At 44.1% G+C, this 21,143-nt stretch carries 24 protein-coding genes and 1 pseudogene; 24 read left to right on the forward strand and 1 reads right to left on the reverse strand.

Annotated elements, in window-relative coordinates; genetic code table 11:
* Window positions 1-869 precede the first annotated feature (869 nt).
* Both CW370_RS18220 and CW370_RS18225 read left to right on the forward strand, forming a co-directional pair.
* Window positions 870-1,514: an ATP-binding cassette domain-containing protein gene (locus CW370_RS18220; RefSeq protein WP_024572639.1), complete on the forward strand. Its 645-nt coding sequence runs from the start codon at window positions 870-872 to the stop codon at window positions 1,512-1,514.
* On the forward strand, window positions 1,514-2,215 hold the full coding sequence (locus CW370_RS18225; RefSeq protein WP_024572640.1) for a hypothetical protein: 702 nt from the start codon (window positions 1,514-1,516) through the stop codon (window positions 2,213-2,215). Before CW370_RS18220 ends, CW370_RS18225 begins: the two co-directional genes overlap by 1 nt.
* Window positions 2,216-2,320: 105 nt before the next feature.
* Here CW370_RS18225 and CW370_RS18230 read toward each other — a convergent pair.
* A pseudogene (locus CW370_RS18230) lies at window positions 2,321-3,364 on the reverse strand (ribonuclease YeeF family protein); the annotation flags it as partial.
* Window positions 3,365-3,529: 165 nt separating this feature from the next.
* On the opposite strand from CW370_RS18230, the gene CW370_RS18235 reads away from it, so the two are divergent.
* The 22 genes from CW370_RS18235 (at window position 3,530) to yesR (ending at window position 21,138) form a co-directional block, all read left to right on the forward strand.
* A complete protein-coding gene (locus tag CW370_RS18235) occupies window positions 3,530-3,868 on the forward strand; it encodes a hypothetical protein (RefSeq protein ID WP_024571793.1) in 339 nt (112 codons plus the stop codon).
* Between the two features lie 12 nt (window positions 3,869-3,880).
* Entirely contained in the window at window positions 3,881-4,801 is a 921-nt protein-coding gene (locus tag CW370_RS18240; RefSeq protein WP_024571794.1) for a DUF5655 domain-containing protein, read from the forward strand.
* A 156-nt stretch (window positions 4,802-4,957) separates the two neighbouring features.
* Window positions 4,958-6,118 carry a lysozyme inhibitor LprI family protein gene (locus CW370_RS18245; RefSeq protein WP_024571795.1) on the forward strand — a complete coding sequence of 387 codons (1,161 nt, stop codon included), beginning with the start codon at window positions 4,958-4,960 and terminating at the stop codon, window positions 6,116-6,118.
* A gap of 148 nt (window positions 6,119-6,266) precedes the next feature.
* Window positions 6,267-7,397: a response regulator aspartate phosphatase RapH gene (gene rapH / locus CW370_RS18250; RefSeq protein ID WP_101169894.1), complete on the forward strand. Its 1,131-nt coding sequence runs from the start codon at window positions 6,267-6,269 to the stop codon at window positions 7,395-7,397.
* Window positions 7,387-7,560 (forward strand): phosphatase RapH inhibitor PhrH, encoded by a 174-nt coding sequence (phrH, locus tag CW370_RS18255; protein ID WP_024571797.1) that lies wholly within the window; start codon window positions 7,387-7,389, stop codon window positions 7,558-7,560. Before rapH ends, phrH begins: the two co-directional genes overlap by 11 nt.
* A gap of 159 nt (window positions 7,561-7,719) precedes the next feature.
* Window positions 7,720-8,439 (forward strand): YebC/PmpR family DNA-binding transcriptional regulator, encoded by a 720-nt coding sequence (locus tag CW370_RS18260; RefSeq protein WP_003242611.1) that lies wholly within the window; start codon window positions 7,720-7,722, stop codon window positions 8,437-8,439.
* A 133-nt stretch (window positions 8,440-8,572) separates the two neighbouring features.
* Window positions 8,573-9,010, forward strand: a complete 438-nt coding sequence (gene yeeK, locus CW370_RS18265; protein ID WP_024571798.1) for a spore coat protein YeeK — start codon at window positions 8,573-8,575, stop codon at window positions 9,008-9,010.
* A gap of 115 nt (window positions 9,011-9,125) precedes the next feature.
* The gene (locus CW370_RS18270) at window positions 9,126-9,710 is read left to right on the forward strand and encodes a TetR/AcrR family transcriptional regulator (RefSeq protein WP_024571799.1); all 585 of its coding nucleotides are present in this window, start codon (window positions 9,126-9,128) and stop codon (window positions 9,708-9,710) included.
* 78 nt (window positions 9,711-9,788) lie between these two features.
* On the forward strand, window positions 9,789-10,235 hold the full coding sequence (locus CW370_RS18275; protein WP_024571800.1) for a nuclear transport factor 2 family protein: 447 nt from the start codon (window positions 9,789-9,791) through the stop codon (window positions 10,233-10,235).
* On the forward strand, window positions 10,232-11,077 hold the full coding sequence (locus CW370_RS18280; protein WP_024571801.1) for an NmrA family NAD(P)-binding protein: 846 nt from the start codon (window positions 10,232-10,234) through the stop codon (window positions 11,075-11,077). The genes CW370_RS18275 and CW370_RS18280 overlap by 4 nt, the downstream gene beginning before the upstream one ends.
* A gap of 153 nt (window positions 11,078-11,230) precedes the next feature.
* Window positions 11,231-11,479, forward strand: a complete 249-nt coding sequence (gene cotJA / locus CW370_RS18285; RefSeq protein ID WP_003219489.1) for a spore coat-associated protein CotJA — start codon at window positions 11,231-11,233, stop codon at window positions 11,477-11,479.
* Window positions 11,463-11,726, forward strand: a complete 264-nt coding sequence (gene cotJB / locus CW370_RS18290) for a spore coat protein CotJB (RefSeq protein ID WP_003219491.1) — start codon at window positions 11,463-11,465, stop codon at window positions 11,724-11,726. The genes cotJA and cotJB overlap by 17 nt, the downstream gene beginning before the upstream one ends.
* Window positions 11,727-11,740: 14 nt before the next feature.
* The gene (cotJC, locus tag CW370_RS18295; RefSeq protein ID WP_003233850.1) at window positions 11,741-12,310 is read left to right on the forward strand and encodes a spore coat protein CotJC; all 570 of its coding nucleotides are present in this window, start codon (window positions 11,741-11,743) and stop codon (window positions 12,308-12,310) included.
* A gap of 124 nt (window positions 12,311-12,434) precedes the next feature.
* On the forward strand, window positions 12,435-12,977 hold the full coding sequence (locus CW370_RS18300; protein WP_014479097.1) for a GNAT family N-acetyltransferase: 543 nt from the start codon (window positions 12,435-12,437) through the stop codon (window positions 12,975-12,977).
* Window positions 12,978-12,998: 21 nt separating this feature from the next.
* The gene (locus tag CW370_RS18305) at window positions 12,999-13,301 is read left to right on the forward strand and encodes a YesK-like family protein (protein ID WP_029878379.1); all 303 of its coding nucleotides are present in this window, start codon (window positions 12,999-13,001) and stop codon (window positions 13,299-13,301) included.
* Between the two features lie 114 nt (window positions 13,302-13,415).
* A complete protein-coding gene (locus CW370_RS18310) occupies window positions 13,416-14,045 on the forward strand; it encodes a YesL family protein (protein ID WP_077671623.1) in 630 nt (209 codons plus the stop codon).
* On the forward strand, window positions 14,042-15,775 hold the full coding sequence (gene yesM, locus CW370_RS18315; RefSeq protein ID WP_024572019.1) for a two-component system sensor histidine kinase YesM: 1,734 nt from the start codon (window positions 14,042-14,044) through the stop codon (window positions 15,773-15,775). Before CW370_RS18310 ends, yesM begins: the two co-directional genes overlap by 4 nt.
* On the forward strand, window positions 15,775-16,881 hold the full coding sequence (gene yesN, locus CW370_RS18320; RefSeq protein ID WP_024572018.1) for a two-component system response regulator YesN: 1,107 nt from the start codon (window positions 15,775-15,777) through the stop codon (window positions 16,879-16,881). Before yesM ends, yesN begins: the two co-directional genes overlap by 1 nt.
* Window positions 16,882-16,984: 103 nt before the next feature.
* On the forward strand, window positions 16,985-18,268 hold the full coding sequence (locus CW370_RS18325) for an ABC transporter substrate-binding protein (protein WP_029946041.1): 1,284 nt from the start codon (window positions 16,985-16,987) through the stop codon (window positions 18,266-18,268).
* Entirely contained in the window at window positions 18,265-19,194 is a 930-nt protein-coding gene (locus CW370_RS18330) for a carbohydrate ABC transporter permease (RefSeq protein ID WP_003233835.1), read from the forward strand. The genes CW370_RS18325 and CW370_RS18330 overlap by 4 nt, the downstream gene beginning before the upstream one ends.
* A gap of 3 nt (window positions 19,195-19,197) precedes the next feature.
* Window positions 19,198-20,088, forward strand: a complete 891-nt coding sequence (locus CW370_RS18335; RefSeq protein ID WP_015252615.1) for a carbohydrate ABC transporter permease — start codon at window positions 19,198-19,200, stop codon at window positions 20,086-20,088.
* A gap of 15 nt (window positions 20,089-20,103) precedes the next feature.
* A complete protein-coding gene (yesR, locus tag CW370_RS18340; RefSeq protein WP_029946042.1) occupies window positions 20,104-21,138 on the forward strand; it encodes a rhamnogalacturonyl hydrolase YesR in 1,035 nt (344 codons plus the stop codon).
* Window positions 21,139-21,143 lie beyond the last annotated feature (5 nt).

The raw sequence follows: 21,143 nt of genomic DNA on the forward strand, positions 1-21,143 counted from the left end.
TATTAGATTTATAGTTTATATTTTTGATAAAAAGAGAGATTTAATGAGATAGAAGGTGACCTAATATTAATGTTCCTTATAAAAATATATTTATGATACTTATTCTAAGTATACTAGTTAATCTATATCAATTGAATAGCTATCAATTTTATAGTTCTACAACCAAAGACGTTGGTTTTTGGGTGTTATTAACATTCGGGTATTTAGAGCCGGATAACTTGCTAGAGATTATCCCTCTATTAGCTTGGTTTCTTCCTCAATTATTTTTGATCCTTAAACTTGGCAATTATATTGATCTTGAAATGAATAGAAATGCTGTATACATATTCACAAGAACTAACAATAAAGTTGGTTGGCTTATAAAAAGGCATGTAGAAATATTTATATATACTACTTTTTATTACTTTCTATTTTATTTATTTACTATTTTATTTAGCTTATCTATGCATTTGAATATACACCTGAATGATTTTGTTGTTATTTTGTTTGTATTCATTATGCAAATAATAACTATTTATTTCATTCTTGTAATTGTAAATACAATAACAGTATATCTTCCGACCAATTTGAGTTATGTGGTTTTTTTAGGAGGATATTTTATTCATATTTTATTAATTGGAACAGTTATCAATAAAATGCAAAATAAATTCTTTATCTCGAATATTTCACCTTTTATTAACTCGATGGTTGGTTGGCAAAACAATAGTATCATACATGACATACAAATAAAAAATTCTTTCTTTATTTTAAGAAGTTCAAATTCAGCTATTTTATTATTAATTATAGCAATTTTAAGTATAATTATAATTTTAATAAGTGCTTTATTATTTAGGCGTAAAGATATACTTTAAAATGAAGGAGTACTTAAATTGATTGAGTTAAATAATGTAAATAAAATTGTGAAAAAAAATAAAGTTTTAGATAATATTAATTTAAAAATTGAAAGTAATAAAATATACGGATTTTTAGGGAGTAATGGATCGGGAAAAACTATGCTATTCAGAGCTATATGTGGTCTTATACGTCCTACTACAGGCGAAGTTAAGATTAATAATAAAATTCTGCATAAAGATATAGAAATTCCTGAAGATTTAGGCGTTATAATTGAAACAGTTGGTTTTTGGGATAACTTAACTGGTTTTGAAAACTTGAAATTATTATCAAAGATAAAAAATAAGATAAATGATACTGAAATAAAAAGTGCACTAACAAGAGTGGGGCTTAATAGTGAAGATATAAGAACATATAAAAAATATTCCTTAGGGATGAAACAAAGATTAGCTGTTGCGCAGGCTATTATGGAAAAACCTAAATTATTAGTGTTAGACGAGCCTACCAATGCTTTAGATGAAGACGGTGTGGAACTAATAAGAAACATTATACTACAAGAGAAAGAAAGGGGAGCAACAGTTTTAATTGCAAGTCATAATAAAGATGATATTAATTTACTTTCAGACAAAAAGTTCAGAGTGAAAGATGGACGATTAACTGAAATGGAAGGAAACATAAGTTAATGAAAACAGGTATTAAGATTTTATATTTATTTACTACTCTTTTGTTTGTTTCCAGTATTATATTCGGTTTAATTATGAAAAGTTCTTTAATTGATAATGTTAATATAAAAAAAGATTTACGTGAGTTTGATGGATATACTGTGTCCCTAAATTATACACCTGAATATACAAATATATATTTTGATAATAATATCAAAAATTTAAAAGAACTAATATCAAAATCTGATTTAGTAGTAGTAGGTACAGTCGGCGAAAATAGACAAAATTATAATCAAGCGCTCAAATCAAATTTTAAAGTTGAAAAAACAATAAAATCAAAGAGTAAAGATAATTTAAAGAATGTCGTGATATATGAACCGAGCAACTTTTCCTCTGGAACTTACAACGTTGAATCTGGATATAATGTTATGGAACCAAATAAAAAATATTTATTATTCCTAAAACACCTTAAAATTCCAAGCGGTTATAAATATAAAAATAATGAGGCATTGACATATATGCCTGTCTCAAGTTTTTATGGAAAGTATACTGTGAATGAAAATAAAGAACATACTAAACTAATTGATATTAATACAATTGAAACTAAAACTTATCATAATATAAAAGAATACGAGATCTTAACTGATGATAAAAATATTTTACAGAGGTTAAATGATTTAAAAGCTGAGATTAGTAAAGAAAAATTTCAGAGTAAGAATTGAAGTCTCTCATATTATCGAAAAGGGCTCTTAGGCTGTCAAGGAATATTTGACAGCCTATTTGAATTAATGTTAATTTTTATAGTTACTTTTTTGTGCGTGCTATACTTTTTGGTATAATTCTTCGATTGCCGCTGAAATGGCTTCATACGTTTTGATCGGGTGAGCCACAGCCCCTGTAATCGCTTCAACAGTTCCGCCCGGATCTGTGATCATATCCCATAGTCCTACGACCGCGTCTTTCCCGGAATCATAAAGGCCGACGGCAACCCCTTTGAAGGCTGCTTCAAGCTCATGCGTGTTTTCAATCTGGGTGAAGTATCTCTGCTGTTCTGCTGTCAGATTTTCATAGCCGATCGTTTTTGCCATTTCGTAGAATTCATCGGCATCTGCATAATCGTAGTTTTTCAGTCTTTCTTTCAGTTTCTCAATCTCGCGTTCCTTCGCTTCCTCTTTCTTAATCTTCAAGTAAGCCTCAGCCCGCTTTTCAATGTCGTCTTTTTTCTTATGTATGTCACTCTCACGGTACGCCTTGGCGTTGTAGTGGATGGGTGTGGCGTTTTTGCCTTTGCCCGTTGCTTCTTGGAGCTTTTGGAAGTCGGATTTGATAAATTGTTCGTTTGGTTCTGACAGGGCGTATTCTGTTTTCAGGTCTTCGTCCAAGGCGTCCAATTTATCCAGTGTTTTTTTGCGTTTGTCGTTGGCATCGGCCAGCTCGTCTTTGAAGGTTTCTGTTGAAAACAGATCGAGCGGGAGGATGTCGTCGATATCGTTCAGGATGTCTTTCATCGCTTTTTTCTGTTCGGACATGATGGATTTTGATTTTTTATGGGCATTTGCCAGTTCGTGCTCCAGGAAGGATTCTTCGATGTATGCGTCTGAGAGGCCTTTGTCTTCGGCGGCTCCGGCGATGCTGTTGAAAAATGCGATTTTCATGTCGATGTAGTCGATCCATTGGTCGGTGACGCCGACGTGGTCGTGATAGAAGGCTTTGATGTTGCTGGCGCCTTTTCCTGAAAATTCGCTGTCACTGAGATCAGCTACGCTTTTTAACGCTTTTCTCAAATTTACCATTTGCGTTCTTAGTTCTTTATACTCTTTTGCACGGTCTGTCGCTTCCGAAAGCAGTGTTTTCGCTTCAAATACTTTCATGACCATTTCCCTTCTTTTGTTCACTCAATATCAAAATTTTACCACGGGGTGGGATGAGGGTGGGGTGAGAACGTGTTTTGGTGGAAAAATGAGTCATTTGGCATGTGTCTAAGTACACGGTTTTGATATGATGATGATAGATCAATTAAAAGGGGAAGAGCTCATTTGGATAAAGATTTCTTAATCATAAAGATCAAGGATATTCAAAAAGGCGACACGCTAACGAACCGCGCCTGCGGGAACTGGGATATGAAATTGTCCAGAGCAAAAGAATGTAAACTGGCAATTGTTGTTCGGAGCGGTGTGATTTTAAATGTTTACAAGATCGTTGACGCTTGGGAATCAGATGAACCCGCCAAGCTCACTAAAACGAATAATAGAGTTCGGTTTCAATTGGCAGAGTGCCGTGACTATTCTTATATGATTGGCGGTACGCTGAAAACGAAAACGCAAAATCCGGTTTCGAGTCTATCCTTAGAAACCTTAATGGAACTAGTAAAATAAAAGGAGCCCGGCATGTATCTCTATAAAGTAAACAGCCAAAACCAAATCGAAGATATTCGCGAGAAACCGTTTAAAAAAGAAAAAGAGATTCAGGATTTATGTGAAATCAATCTTCAGCGGATGTTGGGGCTCAGGTTTGTGAAATCTGAATTCAGGATCAGCAATTTCCGCATTGATACGTTAGCGTTTGATGATGAGACAAATGCTTTCGTGATTATCGAGTATAAAAATACGAAAAACTTCAGTGTTGTTGACCAGGGCTACGCCTACTTAGCGGCAATGCTCAATCATAAAGCAGATTTCATTCTTGAGTACAATGAGAATCATGATCTTCCGTTAAAGCGGGATGATGTGGATTGGTCGCAGTCGAAGGTCATTTTTATTTCACCTGTTTTTACGGTGTATCAAAAGCAATCCATCCATTTTAAAGACCTGCCAATTGAATTATGGGAGATTAAAAGGTACGAAAATGATCTGATCCAGTTGAATCAAATGAAGGCTGATGGCGTCTCCGAGTCGATTAAGACCATTTCGCAGCAAAGTGAGACCATTCAAGAGGTTAGCAAAGAAATAAAAGTGTTTACTGAAGAGGATCACCTTGCAGATAAGCCGTTTGACATCATAGAGCTTTATCAGAAGCTAAAGGAATTCATTTTTAATTTGGACGATCATATTTCAATCAAACCGACCAAGCTTTATATTGCGTTTACATCTAGTAAGCGAAACTTCGTTGATATTCTACTTTTAAAAAGCGGACTTAAGGTGTGGGTGAATATGAAAAAGGGAGAATTGCATGATCCCGAGGAGAAAATGCGCGATGTCTCTGAGACCGGTCACTGGGGAAATGGAGACTATGAGATTTTCATAAAAGATGACGAACACATTGAATATATTATGGGGTTGATCAAACAATCCTATGAGAAAAATAAGTGAGAACTTCCATTGAGAAGTTCTTTTTTATTGTGGCATAGCTAAAGAAGAATTCATTTCAGTCTCTTTCTGCCTATGTAAAAATCAAATGTACAAACCTACAAAAGACCTATAAAATAAGAAAGCTACCATGAGAGAGCAGAAGGGTGAGAAGAGACAATGAGTTATAAATTGGGTGCGCTGCTTTTATCTATTTTATTCCTATTATCGGCGTGTTCTGATAGCGGAGCTTCTGATAAGGATCAGGAAAAGCAAGCAGTGAAGAAAGCGAGCGTTGCGATGCTGACGGAGCAGGAAGTAAAATCAGCTTTGAAAAACGATATAGATTCGATCTTCAATGCATTTGATAAAGCGGGAACAGAAAACGGCTGGAGCACGGCGAATAAGGCTGATTTCAGCAAGCTGCGGCCTAGTCTGTTGCCTTATGCAACAGAGACGTTTGCAGATCAGACCTTAAAGGATTTGGCTGGGGAGTACTTTTGCGAGTGTGATGCTCCTTTTCAACCCGGCACTGATTTTGATGTGCGTTTTACATATGAACAGAACAAGAATAAGATAGATTCTACATCAATAGATCCGGCAACAGAATTAAACAACATGGGCACGTTATGGACGTTTGAATTGGTGAAGGAAGATGGCGATTGGAAGATCAACAAATGGGACAGCAAGTCGCTTCAAGGGGATGATATCAAGCTGACAAAAGAAGAAGCGAAAACGATTCTGTCTAGAAACGGTGAAACGGCGGAATTTGTGAAGTCCTATGAATCGAAGGCTGCCGGCGGAACAGCTTATCTTTTCAATGTGAAAAGTTCAAATGGGGAAAGACAGGCGGCGATCAGCTCAAAGGATACCAGTATAGTGAGTGATAATGAAGACGAGACTGAGGCTCCGGAGCAAGAAAAAGTTCAAACGGCTGAGGAAACCGAGTCATCAGATAACGCGGATACACAGAGCAGTGAGCAGGAAAAGAGAAACACAAAAGCAGATTATGCTGCCAAATTGTCAGCGACAGAACAGAAAGAAAAGCACAATGACTATCAAAGTGATTATCAGATGATTGAGGATTACGGTTACAATTATCAAATGTGGGACGGATTGCTGAACGAGATATACGGCGTGCTGCAAAAACAGCTTCCTGCTTCAGACATGGCGGCATTAAAAGTGAAACAGCGCCAATGGATAAAGGATAGGGATGCTGCGGCCCAGAAACGATATGATGAGGAGGGCGGCGGTTCATTATCCCGAGTCGTCCAAACGGAAGAGCTTGCCAAACAGACGAAAGAGCGCTGTTACGAGCTGGTGAATACGTATATGAAATAAGATTGAGATGGGACCCTTGCATAAAGGGTTCTTTTTTGCGGAGAAAAACAAATTGACAGAATGAAAAAACAATTTCTTCCTTCTATATTGTTTTCAAAATTTGGGATTGATAGAATATGACATATCTCATAGAGAAGGAGGGAAGCCGTTGAGTCAAGCCATACCGTCTTCGCGTGTCGGTGTTAAGATTAATGAATGGTACAAGATGATTCGCCAGTTTAGTGTTCCGGATGCTGAGGTTCTGAAAGCGGAGGTGGAGCAGGACATTCAGCAGATGGAAGAAGACCAGGATTTGCTGATCTATTATTCTCTGATGTGTTTTCGGCACCAGCTGATGCTTGATTATTTGGAGCCGGGACAAACATACGGGAATCGCCCTACAGTGACAGAGCTTCTTGAAACGATTGAGACCCCTCAGAAAAAACTCACAGGCCTTTTGAAATACTACTCTTTGTTTTTCCGCGGCATGTATGAATTTGACCAAAAAGAATATGTGGAAGCGATCGGATATTATCGCGAGGCGGAGAAAGAACTGCCGGTTGTGTCAGATGATATTGAGAAAGCCGAATTCCATTTTAAAGTGGCAGAAGCGTATTATCACATGAAGCAAACCCATGTGTCGATGCATCATATTCTTCAAGCCTTGGACATTTATCAAAACCATCCTCTATACAGCATTAGAACGATACAAAGCTTGTTTGTGATCGCCGGCAACTATGATGATTTCAAACATTATGATAAAGCGCTCCCGCATTTAGAGGCGGCGCTGGATTTGGCAATGGACATTCAAAATGACAGGTTTATCGCCATTTCTCTATTGAACATTGCAAACAGCTATGACAGATCAGGAGACGATCAGATGGCTGTAGAACATTTCCAAAAAGCGGCGAAAGTAAGCAGAGAGAAAGTGCCTGATCTGCTTCCGAAAGTCTTGTTTGGATTAAGCTGGACATTATGTAAGACAGGCCAAACACAGCGGGCGTTTCAGTTCATAGAGGAAGGATTAGACCGTATCACAGCACGTTCTCACAAATTTTATAAAGAATTGTTTCTGTTCTTGCAGGCCGTGTACAAGGAGACTGTTGATGAACGAAAAATTCATGATCTTTTAAGCTATTTCGAAAAAAAGAACTTGCACGCTTACATTGAAGCATGTGCCCGGAGTGCTGCCGCTGTTTTTGAAAGCAGCTGTCACTTTGAACAAGCCGCTGCGTTTTATCGGAAAGTGCTGAAAGCCCAAGAAGATATTCTAAAAGGAGAGTGTTTATATGCCTATTAAGAAAAAAGTGATGATGTGCCTGGCTGTTACTCTATTATTGGGAAGCATGTCGTTTCCAACCCTGACAAACTCCGGCGGATTTAAGGAATCAACAGATCGAAATACGACGTATATCGATCATTCCCCTTACAAACTCAGTGATCAGAAGAAAGCCCTTAGCTAGGGCTTTTTCTTGCTTTACGGAAGACGTTCCATTTTCCACATCGCGGCATTCCTTCTATTTCTAATGCAAGACACTCGAAACAACCAAACCATTTGAGGTATAATGGATAAAGTGAATAACAGTATTTAGATTGATATATATGAAAGAGAGTGGAACATCATGGGCCGTAAGTGGAACAATATTAAAGAGAAGAAGGCGTCTAAGGACGCAAATACGAGTCGGATTTATGCGAAGTTTGGCCGTGAGATTTATGTGGCGGCGAAACAGGGCGAGCCTGATCCGGAATCCAACCAGGCGCTGAAGGTTGTGCTTGAGCGTGCGAAGACTTACAGCGTGCCGAAAAACATCATTGAACGTGCGATCGAGAAGGCGAAGGGCGGAGCGGAAGAGAATTACGATGAGCTTCGTTATGAGGGCTTCGGGCCGAACGGATCAATGATTATCGTTGATGCGCTGACGAATAATGTAAACCGTACGGCGCCGGAAGTGCGTGCGGCGTTCGGGAAAAACGGCGGAAACATGGGTGTGAGCGGATCTGTTGCTTACATGTTTGACGCGACGGCTGTAATCGGTGTGGAAGGCAAAACGGCTGACGAAGCGCTTGAAATCCTGATGGAAGCGGATGTTGATGTACGTGACATTTTAGAAGAGGATGACAGCGCGATCGTGTATGCCGAGCCTGATCAATTCCATGCGGTGCAAGAGGCGTTTAAAAACGCGGGTGTCGAGGAATTTACAGTAGCGGAGCTGACAATGCTTGCGCAAAGTGAGGTAACGCTTCCGGATGATGCAAAGGAACAGTTTGAAAAATTGATTGATGCATTAGAAGATTTGGAAGATGTTCAGCAGGTATATCATAACGTTGATTTAGGTGAGTAAGGAGTGAGCAGGCTGTTATGGCCTGCTTTTTTTGTCCCGGAAATTGTTTTAGCTGTATGTAGGCGGACGCCTATACGATCTATAAGATATTCTCATACTCTGGACTGTAACCTATGTGAAGGAGAGAGTGAATATGACTGATACAAGACATATGTATGGCGGACCTGGTTTTGGTCATTATCAGGGCTTTGGTATTGGCCACCCGGGCTATGGCATGCAAAGCACAGGCTATCCGGGCTATGGCATGTATGGAGGCCACCCGGGCTATGGCATGCAAGGCTACCCAGATCACGGCATACATGGAGGAGTCGGCGGCTATCCGGGATATGGTGGGTACGGCGGTTACCCAAGCGGCGGCTATGGAGGCTCTCCGGGAGCTGGAAGCTATCCGAGCATGCACCATGAAAATGATGGACATCACCACTATTATCACCATCATCATGATGGAAAAGATAATCTTCATCACCATCATCACCATGTTGGAAAGGATAATCATCACCATCATCATGATGGTCATTATGGCCACCATCACCACCATATGGGCCACTGGGGAAAAGACGGTTATAAATAAAGAAGATGATGATAAAAAGAGGACACTCTTGCAGATCAAGAGTGTTTTTTTAACTTTTTTTCTTGACTGTTCAGTCTGGAAACTGGTAACATTTGTTTCAGGAGGTGATAGTCTTTTGGGGAGGAATAAAGAATTTGATACGGCGCTTGTTCTTCACAGGGCGATAGAGGTCTTCGGAGAGTATGGCTACGAAGGAACGTCTCTTCAGGATCTGCTCTCTCATTTAGGCATTGCGCGCCAAAGTTTGTATGATACGTATGGCACGAAGCGTGATTTGTTTTTGTCCGCTGTGAAAACGTATCTTGAAGGGAAAAACACTGCCGTTATGGAAAGGCTTGAAGCGCCAGGATCTGTAAAGGAAGCCATTCGTGATATTTTTCAAGAAGGTGTCAATGCCCTGAGGGATCCTGAACGGGCGAAGGCGTGCTATATCATTAACAGCGCGATTGAACAGATTCCGCATGACCCTGAGCTTGCCCGGTATTTTGACAGACAATCCAAGCAGCTTGAAGACGCTTTTTATCAGGCGCTTTTAAGGGCGAAGGATCAAGGAGAATTGAATGGCGAAGATACTGATATATCTGCGCTTGCCCGGTACCTGAATCAAAGCAGGCTGTCTCTGACATTTGTTGCGAAAGTGACGGCTGATATGGATCGGCTTCAGGACCATGTTGACGTGAGTTTATCAGTGCTTGATTAACATGTGGTAAAGGATTCTTTGCCCATGTATGTACTTTTTGGACTGAATAGTCTAGAAATAAAAATGAGGTGATGATGAATGTTGATGAATGAGTTTGAAAAAGCATGTGAAACATTGAGAAAGTTTATGGCTTATATGCTTGAGAAGGACATGAAGAGCTGGGTGGAGCTTTGGGATGAGAATGCTGTATTTGAGTTTCCTTATGCGCCGGAGGGATCACCAAAAAGAATAGAAGGAAAAGCGGCCATTTACGATTATATTAAGGATTATCCTAAGCAGATCCATCTTTCTTCATTTACCGCTCCGACAGTGTACCGTTCAGCAGATACGAATACGATGATTGCGGAGTTTCAATGTGACGGCCATGTGGTTGAGACTGGGCTGCCTTATCGCCAAAGTTATATCAGTGTCATCGAAACGAGAGATGGCCGCATTGTGCGTTATAAGGATTATTGGAATCCGCTTGTTGTAAAAGAGTCCTTTGGAGGATCATTTTTGCAAACAGAGGAGAGTGGAAAACGATGAAACAGAATCCGATTTTAATCACAGGCGGGACTGGCACAACCGGCAGCCGAATCGCCAGCCGTTTAATAGAGCTGGGGCACAGGGTGCGTATTGCGAGCCGGAAAAAGGGCGCGCTTGCTGATGCTGAGTATGTGTATTTTGATTGGAAGGACGCCTCCAGTTTTACGCCTGCTCTGGAACAGGTAAAACAAATCTATCTTGTTGCTCCGGTCGGTGTATTTGATCCGGCTCCCTATGTGCTCCCCTTTTTAAAGGAGGCAAAGCGTCTCGGTGCAAAGCGTGTAGTGATGCTAAGTGCGTCTGTTGTCCCTGAGAATGGCCCCGTGTTTGGCGCGATTCATCAGGCAGTGCGCGAATTTCCCGAATGGACGGTGCTGCGGCCTTCATACTTTATGCAAAATTTCATCAATGTCCAGCATCGAATGTCGATTCAAACTGAGGGGCGCATCATCACGGCTTCGGGTGAGGGAAAGCTAGGATTCATTGATGCTGATGACATTGCAGAAACAGCCGTGCGTGCTTTGACTGATGCCGTCCCTCATCAGACACATCATATCCTGACAGGACCTGAGGCGCTGAGCTATGCCGAAGCGGCAGAGATTATCGGTACAGCGGCGGGACGCCGGGTGGAGCATGTCATCATTTCTCGTTCCGAGCTGCAGAATCGGATGGAGACAGCTGGTTTGCCGGCTGATTATGCGGGATTTATGGCGGGGCTTGATGAGGCAATCAGCCATGGTGCGGAACATCGGGTAACGGATACAGTGAAGCGTGTGACGGGAAAAGAACCTCGTTCGCTGTCAGAGTTTGCGGCTGCTCATGCTGCGTATTGGAAACACTGATCTCATTCCGGACTAAATAGTCTAGAAAGACCTTCGGCGCTTCCGAAGGTCTTCTTATTAAAGATTGAAAAAGCTAAGTCGTGTTTCAGTCATAATCCTGCCTCCTGCCTCATACCTATTAAGGTCATTGTTTTTGAGAAAGGAGGAGCCGGAATGAAGGATATGCAGCCGTTTACGCCTGTCAAATCATATACGCCCTTTCACAGCCGTTTTGATCCCTGTCCGCCTATAGGGAAGAAATATTACAGAACGCCCCCTAACCTTTATATGACCTTTCAGCCTGAGCACATGGAGCAGTTTTCGCCGATGGAGGCTTTGAGGAAAGGCACCCTTTGGAAGGATCTCTATGATTTTTATGAAAACCCTTATCGAGGGGGAGACGCACATGGCAAAAAAGGTTGACGCCGAATATTATCGTCAGCTTGAGCAAATACAGGCTGCTGATTTTGTGCTTGTTGAGCTGAGTCTTTATTTAAATACACATCCTCATGATGAAGATGCGCTGAAGCAATTCAATCAATATTCCGGCTATTCAAGGCACTTAAAAAGACAGTTCGAATCCTCTTACGGACCGCTTCTGCAGTTCGGCAACAGCCCCGCGGGCAAGGATTGGGATTGGGGAAAAGGGCCATGGCCGTGGCAAGTATAAGGAGGAATGCCTGAATGTGGGTGTATGAAAAGAAGCTGCAATACCCTGTCAAGGTCAGTACGTGCAACCCGACGCTGGCGAAGTATTTGATTGAACAGTATGGCGGAGCGGACGGCGAGCTGGCCGCGGCTCTCCGGTATTTGAACCAGCGTTATACGATTCCTGATAAGGTCATCGGCCTTTTAACAGATATCGGCACGGAGGAGTTTGCCCATTTGGAAATGATTGCGACCATGGTCTATAAGTTAACGAAAGACGCCACACCGGAGCAGCTGCGTGAAGCCGGGCTTGGCGATCATTACGTCAATCACGATAGCGCGCTTTTTTATCATAATGCGGCGGGCGTGCCGTTTACCGCGAGCTATATCCAAGCGAAGGGCGATCCGATTGCCGATTTATACGAAGATATTGCCGCAGAAGAAAAGGCGCGGGCGACGTATCAATGGCTGATTGATATTTCGGATGATCCTGATTTAAACGACTCCCTGCGTTTTTTGCGAGAGCGTGAAATCGTACACTCTATGCGCTTCAGAGAAGCGGTTGAAATTTTAAAAGAAGAACGGGATAAAAAGAAGATTTTCTAATAGGCAGATTGGCCTCTCTTTCATACACCCTTTTACATACAGAGAAAATGGTCTGTTTTTGCAGTTTGGTCTGCATTATAATCAAGGTGTGTGTGCAAGCTTACTTTTTGATTGGGAGGCCTTTATGTCAGCTTTTAAGATTGAGAACGAAACGATTGCAGATGGATTTTACGCGTGTCCGGCCGTCTATGAGGATGCAGAATCGATTACCGGGTTGCTCGTCCGAACAGCTGAATGGCTCCGGGATCGGGGTTCTAACCAATGGAGCGGACTTCTGAAAGGGCAAGATATACATGATATCACGGGGTCAATTGAAAAGGGACATGTGTTTGTGTTTAAAAAAGATGAAGAGCTTGCGGCTGTCGTGATGCTGCTGCCTGAACCGAGCGAGTGGGACCGGACGCTTTGGGGAGACGATGGGCATGAGGAGTCCATTTATTTGCACCGCCTCGCAGTAAGCCGCCGGTTTGCGGGACAGGGGCTTGGAGCCCGCGTCCTTCAGTGGGCGGAGACGGGCATACACTTTCCGGAAAAAACGCGGATCCGGCTTGACTGTGTCGCTGATAGTGACGCCCTGCATTCCTTTTATCGGCGTATGGGATATGAATTCATGGGTGCTGATGCGTCCGGATATCATTTGTTTGAGAAAGAGATTACGGCAGAATAAGCGTCCTTTGCAGGGGCTTTTTTGTCTTTTCTAAAAGGGAGGGCAGGCGATGTGTGGCCAATATTATTTGTGACAGGGATTGTGACGGCTTGTCTGTTTGCTGGCGTATCCGTTTTGATGCGGATGAGATTTCCTGACAAAAGTCGGCCGGAATGGATGTTGGCCGGGCTGATCGTCCTTGGTGTGTTTGCGATCTGGTACAGCCTCGTGTATGTACGCGGCTGGGAAGGGGCTGCGCTCGGAATGCTTGGATTCAATGTCATTTTCGGAGCCATTGCCGGATATTTGATCGATAAGGCCATCCGGCGTTACAGGAAAAGATAAGGCTGCTGCCGTCTCTCATCATGTCGAAATTTTCACAGACCGGCAGGAATTTTCTTTCGAAAGGAGAAATACATATTACTTTAAAATGAAAGCGTTTTCCGAAGCGGGAAGGTGATGTTGATGATACACAGTGTGACAAATGGGCTGAATCGTTTTTGTACGTGGGTGATGAGATTGGCCTATTTGAATGTGCTTTGGATTTTGTTTTCTCTTGCAGGCCTGGTTGTGTTTGGGCTGATGCCCGCTACTGCCGCGATGTTTACAGTGGCGAGAGAATGGGCGAAGGGGAATACAGATGCCCCGGTGTTTTCTGTCTTTTTTCGGACGTTTAAAAAGGAATGGCGGGCATCACAGATCCTCGGGCTTATCGTTGTGACGGCTGCCCTGTTTCTGTTTGCGGATATGCGGATAGCGGCTCAGATGGACCAGCCTGTGCTCGTCAATGTATTCCTGAGCATTAGTTTGATTTTCGCGTTTGTTGTGCTGTATGTGTTCCCGGTATTTTCTCATTTTGACGTAAAAATCAGAGAGGTGCTGAGCATCAGCTTTTTCATTGCCTTCAGCCGTCCGGCGGTGACGCTTTTGATGGCGGCGGGCGCTGTCGGTGTGCTTTGTCTAGTTCTGCTGCATGTCACGTTTCTATTGTTTTTCAGCGGGAGTTTCCTCAGCCTGATCTTAACGAAGCTGTCCTTTAAAGCGTTTCGGTCAATGGATCAGCGGCAGGAGAAAGAAAAGGCGGCATGAAGAAAAGAGTTGCTGGCTGGTACAGGCGGATGAAGATTAAGGATAAGCTGTTTGTGTTTCTATCGTTGATTATGGCCGTATCCTTTCTGTTTGTATACAGCGGGGTCCAGTATGCCTTTCATGTGTATGATGAGCAGATTTACCGCAAGTCCTCGGAGGTGCTTCGGATGTCTTCTGAAAGGATCGAAGACGAGCTGAAGAAGATAGAGGATGTGTCATATGAAATCATTACAGACGAACAGATTCAGCGCATCCTGAGCATGCAAAATCGGGATGATACGTATGATCAATATCAAATGAAGCAGGAGCTTTGGGATCAGCTTGCGGGATATGCCAGCGATGAAAAGTACATCGATTCCATTCATGTGATTGATGCCCGCGGATCAGAGTATTCAGCCGGAAGCAGTTCTTCAGATCTTTTGCAGCAGGAGCAGGAAGAGGTATTTAAGCGAGCGAAAGCGAAAAATGGAAGAAATCTTTGGATGACGCTCGGCGGGTCAGATCCCGTCCTGATTTCAGCACGGCAGATCAGGTCCTATCACCAGCTGAGTCTGAACGGCTTGGGCATGGTGCTGATCCAGGTCAATGTAAAACAGATGATTCGTGATGTGCCGAAGGATTGGGGCGATTCAGTCGGAGACATTATGATTGCTGACCAAGGCGGGAATTTGGTGTATACGGCACATGCATCAGCGCATGTTCCTGAGGCAGCAAAAGAGACGCTGAAGCACCCCGGTTATGACTTGATAAAAAAGAATGGCAAACGTTACTTTATTTCTTATCTTCAATCATCCTACCAAAATTGGAGCTACTATAACGTTATCCCCTTTGATCAGATGTTCGCGAAAATTTCCTTTATGAAAACAGTGATCGGCACATGCTTTCTCCTCTTTTTCTGTGTGGTTTTGCTTTTCGGAAGGAAAATCGCCAACAGCATCACGGAGCCGATTGAACAGCTTGTGACCGCGATGAAGTCGGTACAGCACAGCGGCATTGAAGCAGGTGTGTCGCTTTCTCTGCCGGAACATACACAGGATGAGGCCGGCATGCTGAACCGCCATTTTACTGTCATGATGAAACGGATTAATGAGCTGATGGAAGAAAATGTGGAAAAACAGCTCATTATTAAAGAAACCGAATTGAAAGCACTGCAAGCCCAGATCAATCCGCATTTTTTATATAACACGCTCGAGTCCATCAATTGGCTGGCCAAGGCGAATCAGCAAAAGCAAATCTCAAAAATGGTGGAATCGCTCGGTTTTCTTCTGCGAAACAGCATACATATGAAAAAGGATATCGTGACCATTCAGGAGGAGGCGGACATTGTACGTCACTATATGACCATTCAGCGATTTCGATTTGAAGAGCGCCTGAATTTCACGTTGGATATTGACGATGAGGTGAAGCATTGCCTCATTCCGAAACTGACGCTCCAGCCTCTTGCGGAAAATGCGATTCAATACGCGCTTGAACCCTTTACAAGGCCATGCGCCATCCGGATTCAGGCCAAAAAGGCGAAGGGCTGTGTCTGTATTACGGTCGAAGATAACGGCCCTGGCATGGATGGACGGATTCTTGAATCAACGGGTGGAAGAGGAATCGGACTTTGGAATATTCGAGAGCGCATCAGCCTGACATTCGGAGAGCCATACGGATTGCGGATTCATAGTGAGCATGAAAAGGGGACGAGGATTGTGATCACAATACCGTGCCGAAATGAGGTGGTGTGATGTATAAAATACTGCTGGCTGATGATGAGAGGATTATCCTTGATGGAATGGCGGGAATCATTGAGTGGGAGTCGCTTGGCGCCTCATTGATCGGAAAAGCGCAGAACGGACATGAAGCATATGAAAAGATTGTACATAAGCAGCCGCATATCGTCATCACAGACGTCAAAATGCCCGGCATGGACGGGCTTGAGCTGATCAAAAAGGTGTCAGCCGTCAGCCCGTCGGTGCAATTTATCGTCCTGTCCGGGTTTGGAGAGTTTGAGTACGCAAAGGAAGCCATGAAATATGGGGTGAAGCATTATTTGCTGAAACCCTGCAATGAGCAGCAGATTATCAGCTCGCTGGAGGAAATCATTGCTGAGCTGAAGCGGCAAGATGTGCACAAAAAGAAAACAGCCCATCTAAAACACGAGCTCGACCATATCCGTTCCTTTGCAGCCGATCAATACTTGGAAGGCTTGATCGCCGGTGTGGCCCAGCTTTCTCCGCCGCCTTCACTTGCCGGAAAAAAGATCCGCCTCTTGATCTTAAAAGGGGAACAATCTATTGATGCCGCAGCCAGAGAGGCACTCGGGTCGGCACTGACAGCGGTTTGCAGCAGCGGAGAATGGACCGTACTCGCCGCAGAGGAGAACGCCGCTGAAAAGGTGGCGGAGGTTTTTGCAACCCGCAAGATGGCCATCAGTCAGGCGGGAGAACTCCGGCACGCGGGGCAGCTGTTTCGTGACACAGCTGAAGCGTCTGGTGACCTGCATGGGAGCGCAGTGATTTCAAAAATGATCAGGCTTATTGCCGACGAGCTCGGAAATCCGAATCTGTCCTTAAAATGGGCGGCGAAGGATATGCTGTTTATGAATCCTGATTATCTCGGGAAGTTATTTAAGCAGGAAACAGGCGAGAAATTTTCCCAATATGTTACACGAGTGCGTCTTGAACATGCGATGAAACAGATGAAAATGAGGCGGGATGCGAGTGTATCAGAAATTGCTGAAGAAATCGGGTTTGGCGATAATCCGAAGTATTTCAGTCTTGTTTTTAAAAAATATACCGGTCTGACACCGTCAGAATTCAGAAGAAAACAGGGAGGCGCTTCCGCAGGATAGCCATCTCTGTTTTTTTGACTTTCGCCACTGTTTTTTGAGTGTTTCGCCCTACCCGAACGCTTTAAAATAAAATGTAAGCACTTACATTAAAGGGGGGATTGGTTTGAAGAAGATTTGTTACGTGCTGTTATCGCTTGTCTGCGTCTTTTTTTTTAGCGGATGTTCAGCGGGGGAAGAGGCCTCGGGAAAAAAAGAAGACGTTACACTCAGAATTGCGTGGTGGGGCGGGCAGCCAAGGCATGATTATACAACAAAGGTAATTGAACTTTACGAGAAAAAGAATCCGCACGTCCATATTGAAGCGGAATTTGCAAACTGGGATGACTACTGGAAAAAGCTTGCGCCCATGTCTGCCGCCGGCCAGCTTCCTGATGTCATTCAAATGGATACCGCTTACTTAGCCCAATACGGAAAGAAGAACCAGCTGGAAGATTTAACGCCGTATACAAAGGATGGAACGATTGACGTCAGTTCAATCGACGAAAATATGCTGTCGGGCGGAAAAATCGACAATAAGCTATATGGATTTACGCTAGGTGTCAACGTGCTGTCTGTGATTGCCAATGAAGATTTGCTGAAAAAAGCCGGTGTGTCTATCAATCAGGAAAACTGGAAGTGGGAGGATTACGAGAAGCTGGCGTATGATCTTCAGGAAAAAGCCGGTGTCTACGGTTCCAACGGAATGCATCCGCCTGATATTTTCTTCCCTTATTATTTGCGCACAAAGGGTGAGCGCTTTTATAAAGAAGACGGCACTGGCCTCGCGTATCAAGATGATCAGCTGTTTGTCGATTATTTTGAACGGCAGCTGAGGCTGGTGAAAGCGAAAACGTCCCCAACACCTGATGAAAGCGCACAGATTAAAGGGATGGAGGACGATTTTATCGTCAAAGGCAAATCAGCGATTACATGGAACTACTCCAATCAATATTTGGGCTTTGCCCGGCTGACAGACTCGCCGCTGTCTCTCTATCTGCCGCCGGAGCAAATGAAGGAAAAGGCGCTGACACTGAAGCCGAGTATGCTGTTTTCCATTCCGAAAAGCTCTGAGCATAAAAAAGAGGCAGCGAAATTTATTAATTTCTTCGTGAATAATGAGGAAGCGAACCAGCTGATTAAAGGCGAGCGAGGCGTTCCAGTCTCCGACAAGGTGGCGGATGCGATTAAACCGAAGCTGAATGAGGAAGAAACCAACATCGTGGAGTATGTAGAAACCGCGTCAAAAAACATCAGCAAAGCCGATCCGCCAGAGCCTGTGGGAAGCGCGGAGGTCATCAAGCTGCTGAAGGATACGTCAGATCAGATTCTGTATCAGAAGGTATCGCCGGAAAAAGCCGCCAAAACGTTCCGGAAAAAGGCCAATGAGATATTAGAGAGGAATAATTGACGGGAAATGGGGCAGACGCAATGAAAAAAAGCCGGAGTATAAGAAAAGACAATCTGGCGGGATATGCTTTTATTTCTCCGTTTATCATCGGGTTCCTATGCTTTACGGTGATTCCGATGGGGGCGTCCCTGTTTCTGTCCTTCACGAGCTATGACTTGTTTACGGCGCCGAAATGGATCGGGCTCGACAACTTTAAGGAAATGTTTACGGGTGACGAAAAGTATTGGCAGTCTCTGAAGGTGACGTTTACGTATGTGCTTGCCGGGGTTCCGCTCCGCCTCGGCTTCGCGCTTTTTATCGCTGTCATTTTAAACAATGCAGCAAAAGGAACGGCCATTTACAGAACGCTCTTTTATTTGCCTTCGATCATCGGCGGGAGCGTCGCCGTGGCGATTATGTGGCGCAATATTTTTGGCAATGACGGGGTCATCAATGCGCTACTGTTTTTTGTCGGGATTGATCAAAAAATTCTTTGGTACCAGAATCCGACAAGTGCGCTGTGGACATTGATTCTGCTGTCCGTCTGGCAGTTCGGGTCGTCAATGCTGATTTTTCTGGCCGGGCTGAAAAACATTCCGTCTTCGTATTTGGAAGCGGCAAGTGTGGATGGGGCAAATCGGGTGCAGCGTTTCTTCAAGATCACGCTTCCGATCCTTACACCGATTATTTTCTTTAACCTAGTGATGCAGACGATTTCTGCTTTTATGACATTTACACCTGCCTATATCATTTCGAAGGGCGAGGGCGGGCCGCTTGACGGGACACTTCTCTATTCGCTCTATTTGTTCCAGCGGGCGTTTAACTATTTTCAAATGGGCTACGCATCGGCGATGGCGTGGGTCATGCTTGTCATTGTCGGGCTGATTACGCTCATATTGTTTAAAACATCGTCATATTGGGTTCATTACGAGTCAAAGGAGGAATGACGGATGGAGCCGGTCAACGAGCCTGTCAGAAAAGCCCCGGTTTTAGAAAGAAAAAAAGCCGGGCGCGTCAGTCCCAAACGCATACTGTTCCATGTTTTTACGGCAACGCTGGCGGTGTTACTGCTGTACCCGGTCATTTGGCTGTTTGTCAGCTCGTTTAAAGAAAGCGCCAGTATTTTTACAACCTCACATTCACTCATTCCCGACCCTTTTATTCTCAGTAACTATGCTGAAGGGTGGAAGGGTATCGCGGGACAGCCGTTTCTGACGTTTATTAAAAACTCGGCGATCATTGTCGGACTGTCAACAATCGGTGCCGTCCTGTCATCGGCTGTCATTGCGTACGGATTTGCGCGTATTCCGTTTAAGGGAAAAAAATTTTGGTTTGCGTGCATGATGGGGACGTTAATGCTGCCTCATGAAGTGTTGATGATTCCGCAGTATATTATGTTTGCGAAATTAGACTGGCTGAATTCCTTTAAACCAATTGTCGTTCCGCAATTTTTCGGGCATGCGTTTTTTATCTTTCTGATGATCCAGTTTATCCGGACGATTCCCGAGGAGCTGGATGAAGCCGCGCGAATCGACGGATGTGGGCGCTTTGCCTGCTTTTGGCGGATCATTCTCCCGCTGATTGCCCCCGCGCTTGCGACGTCTGCGATTTTCTCCTTCTATTGGAAATGGGAGGAGCTGATTCAGCCGCTCTTGTATTTGAATAAGCCGGAGCTTTACCCTGTTTCACTTGCGCTGAAGCTTTTTCTCGATACAGAGTCGGCTTCGAACTGGGGCGCGATGTTTGCCATGTCGGCCGTCTCGTTATTGCCTGTGATTCTTGTTTTCTTTTTGTTTCAGAAATATATCGTTCAGGGCATCAGTACGACCGGATTAAAATAAAAAGGAGTGTTGCAGATGGCACAGCTTATCTTTGATGAAGAAAAGGTGACGTCCGTCATTGACCGGATCGTGAAACGGACATTTCAGATGGATTTTGCGTGGGATTGGCCGGGCGGCGTCGCGTTTTACGGTGTGGCGGAGGCCTATGAAGCGACGGAAAACGAGGAATATATCAATCTGTTAAAAACGTGGGTGGATGAACAGCTGGAGGATGGGCTGCCGCCGCTTTCGATCAACGGAGTTTCCATCGGGCATACGCTTTTGTTCCTCCACAAGGTGACGGGTGATGAGGTGTATTTGGAAACAGCGGCCGAGATGGCGGAATATGTGCTGCATAAGGCGCCACGCTTTGGCGAAGGTATCCTTCAGCATACGGTGAATGCGGCAGAATACGTATTCCCTGAACAGGCATGGGCGGATACGCTGATGATGGCTGGGCTGTTTATGCTGAGAATCGGGCGGATCATGGAGCGTGAGGATTATTTTGAAGACGGCCTGCGCCAGTTTCACGGACATGAGGATGTGCTTCAGGACCCTGTCACGAATTTGTACTACCACGCCTGGGACAACAAAGCGCAAAATCATCTGTCTGGGATTTATTGGGGCAGAGCGAACGGCTGGGCGGCACTCACGATGGCAAAGGCGCTCCCCCTTATTGAGGTGACACATCCTTCCTTTATGATCATCGACGGATCGCTCAGAGACCAGCTGAGCGCGCTTGTCCGGCTTCAGGATGAATCAGGGCTGTGGCATACGATTTTGGATGATCCGGATTCTTATCTGGAGGTTTCGGCATCAGCGGGTATTGCTTCTGCTCTGATATCGAGCGGAAAGCTGTATACAAAATATGTGCAGAAATCGCTTGCCGCCATTTTGGATGCGGTGGAAGAGGACGGACGGGTCAGCAAGGTATCGGCCGGGACAGCCGTCATGAAAAATGCCGAAGGATACAAACAGGTGCCTTACAAACGAATACAAGGATGGGGGCAGGGACTTGCGCTGACGTTTCTTGCTGATGTTTTGAAAACGAAAAAACGCGTGTATCAGTAAAGACA

It is taken from the genome of Bacillus sp. SN32, assembly GCF_002837495.1.
Lineage (GTDB): Bacteria > Bacillota > Bacilli > Bacillales > Bacillaceae > Bacillus > Bacillus subtilis.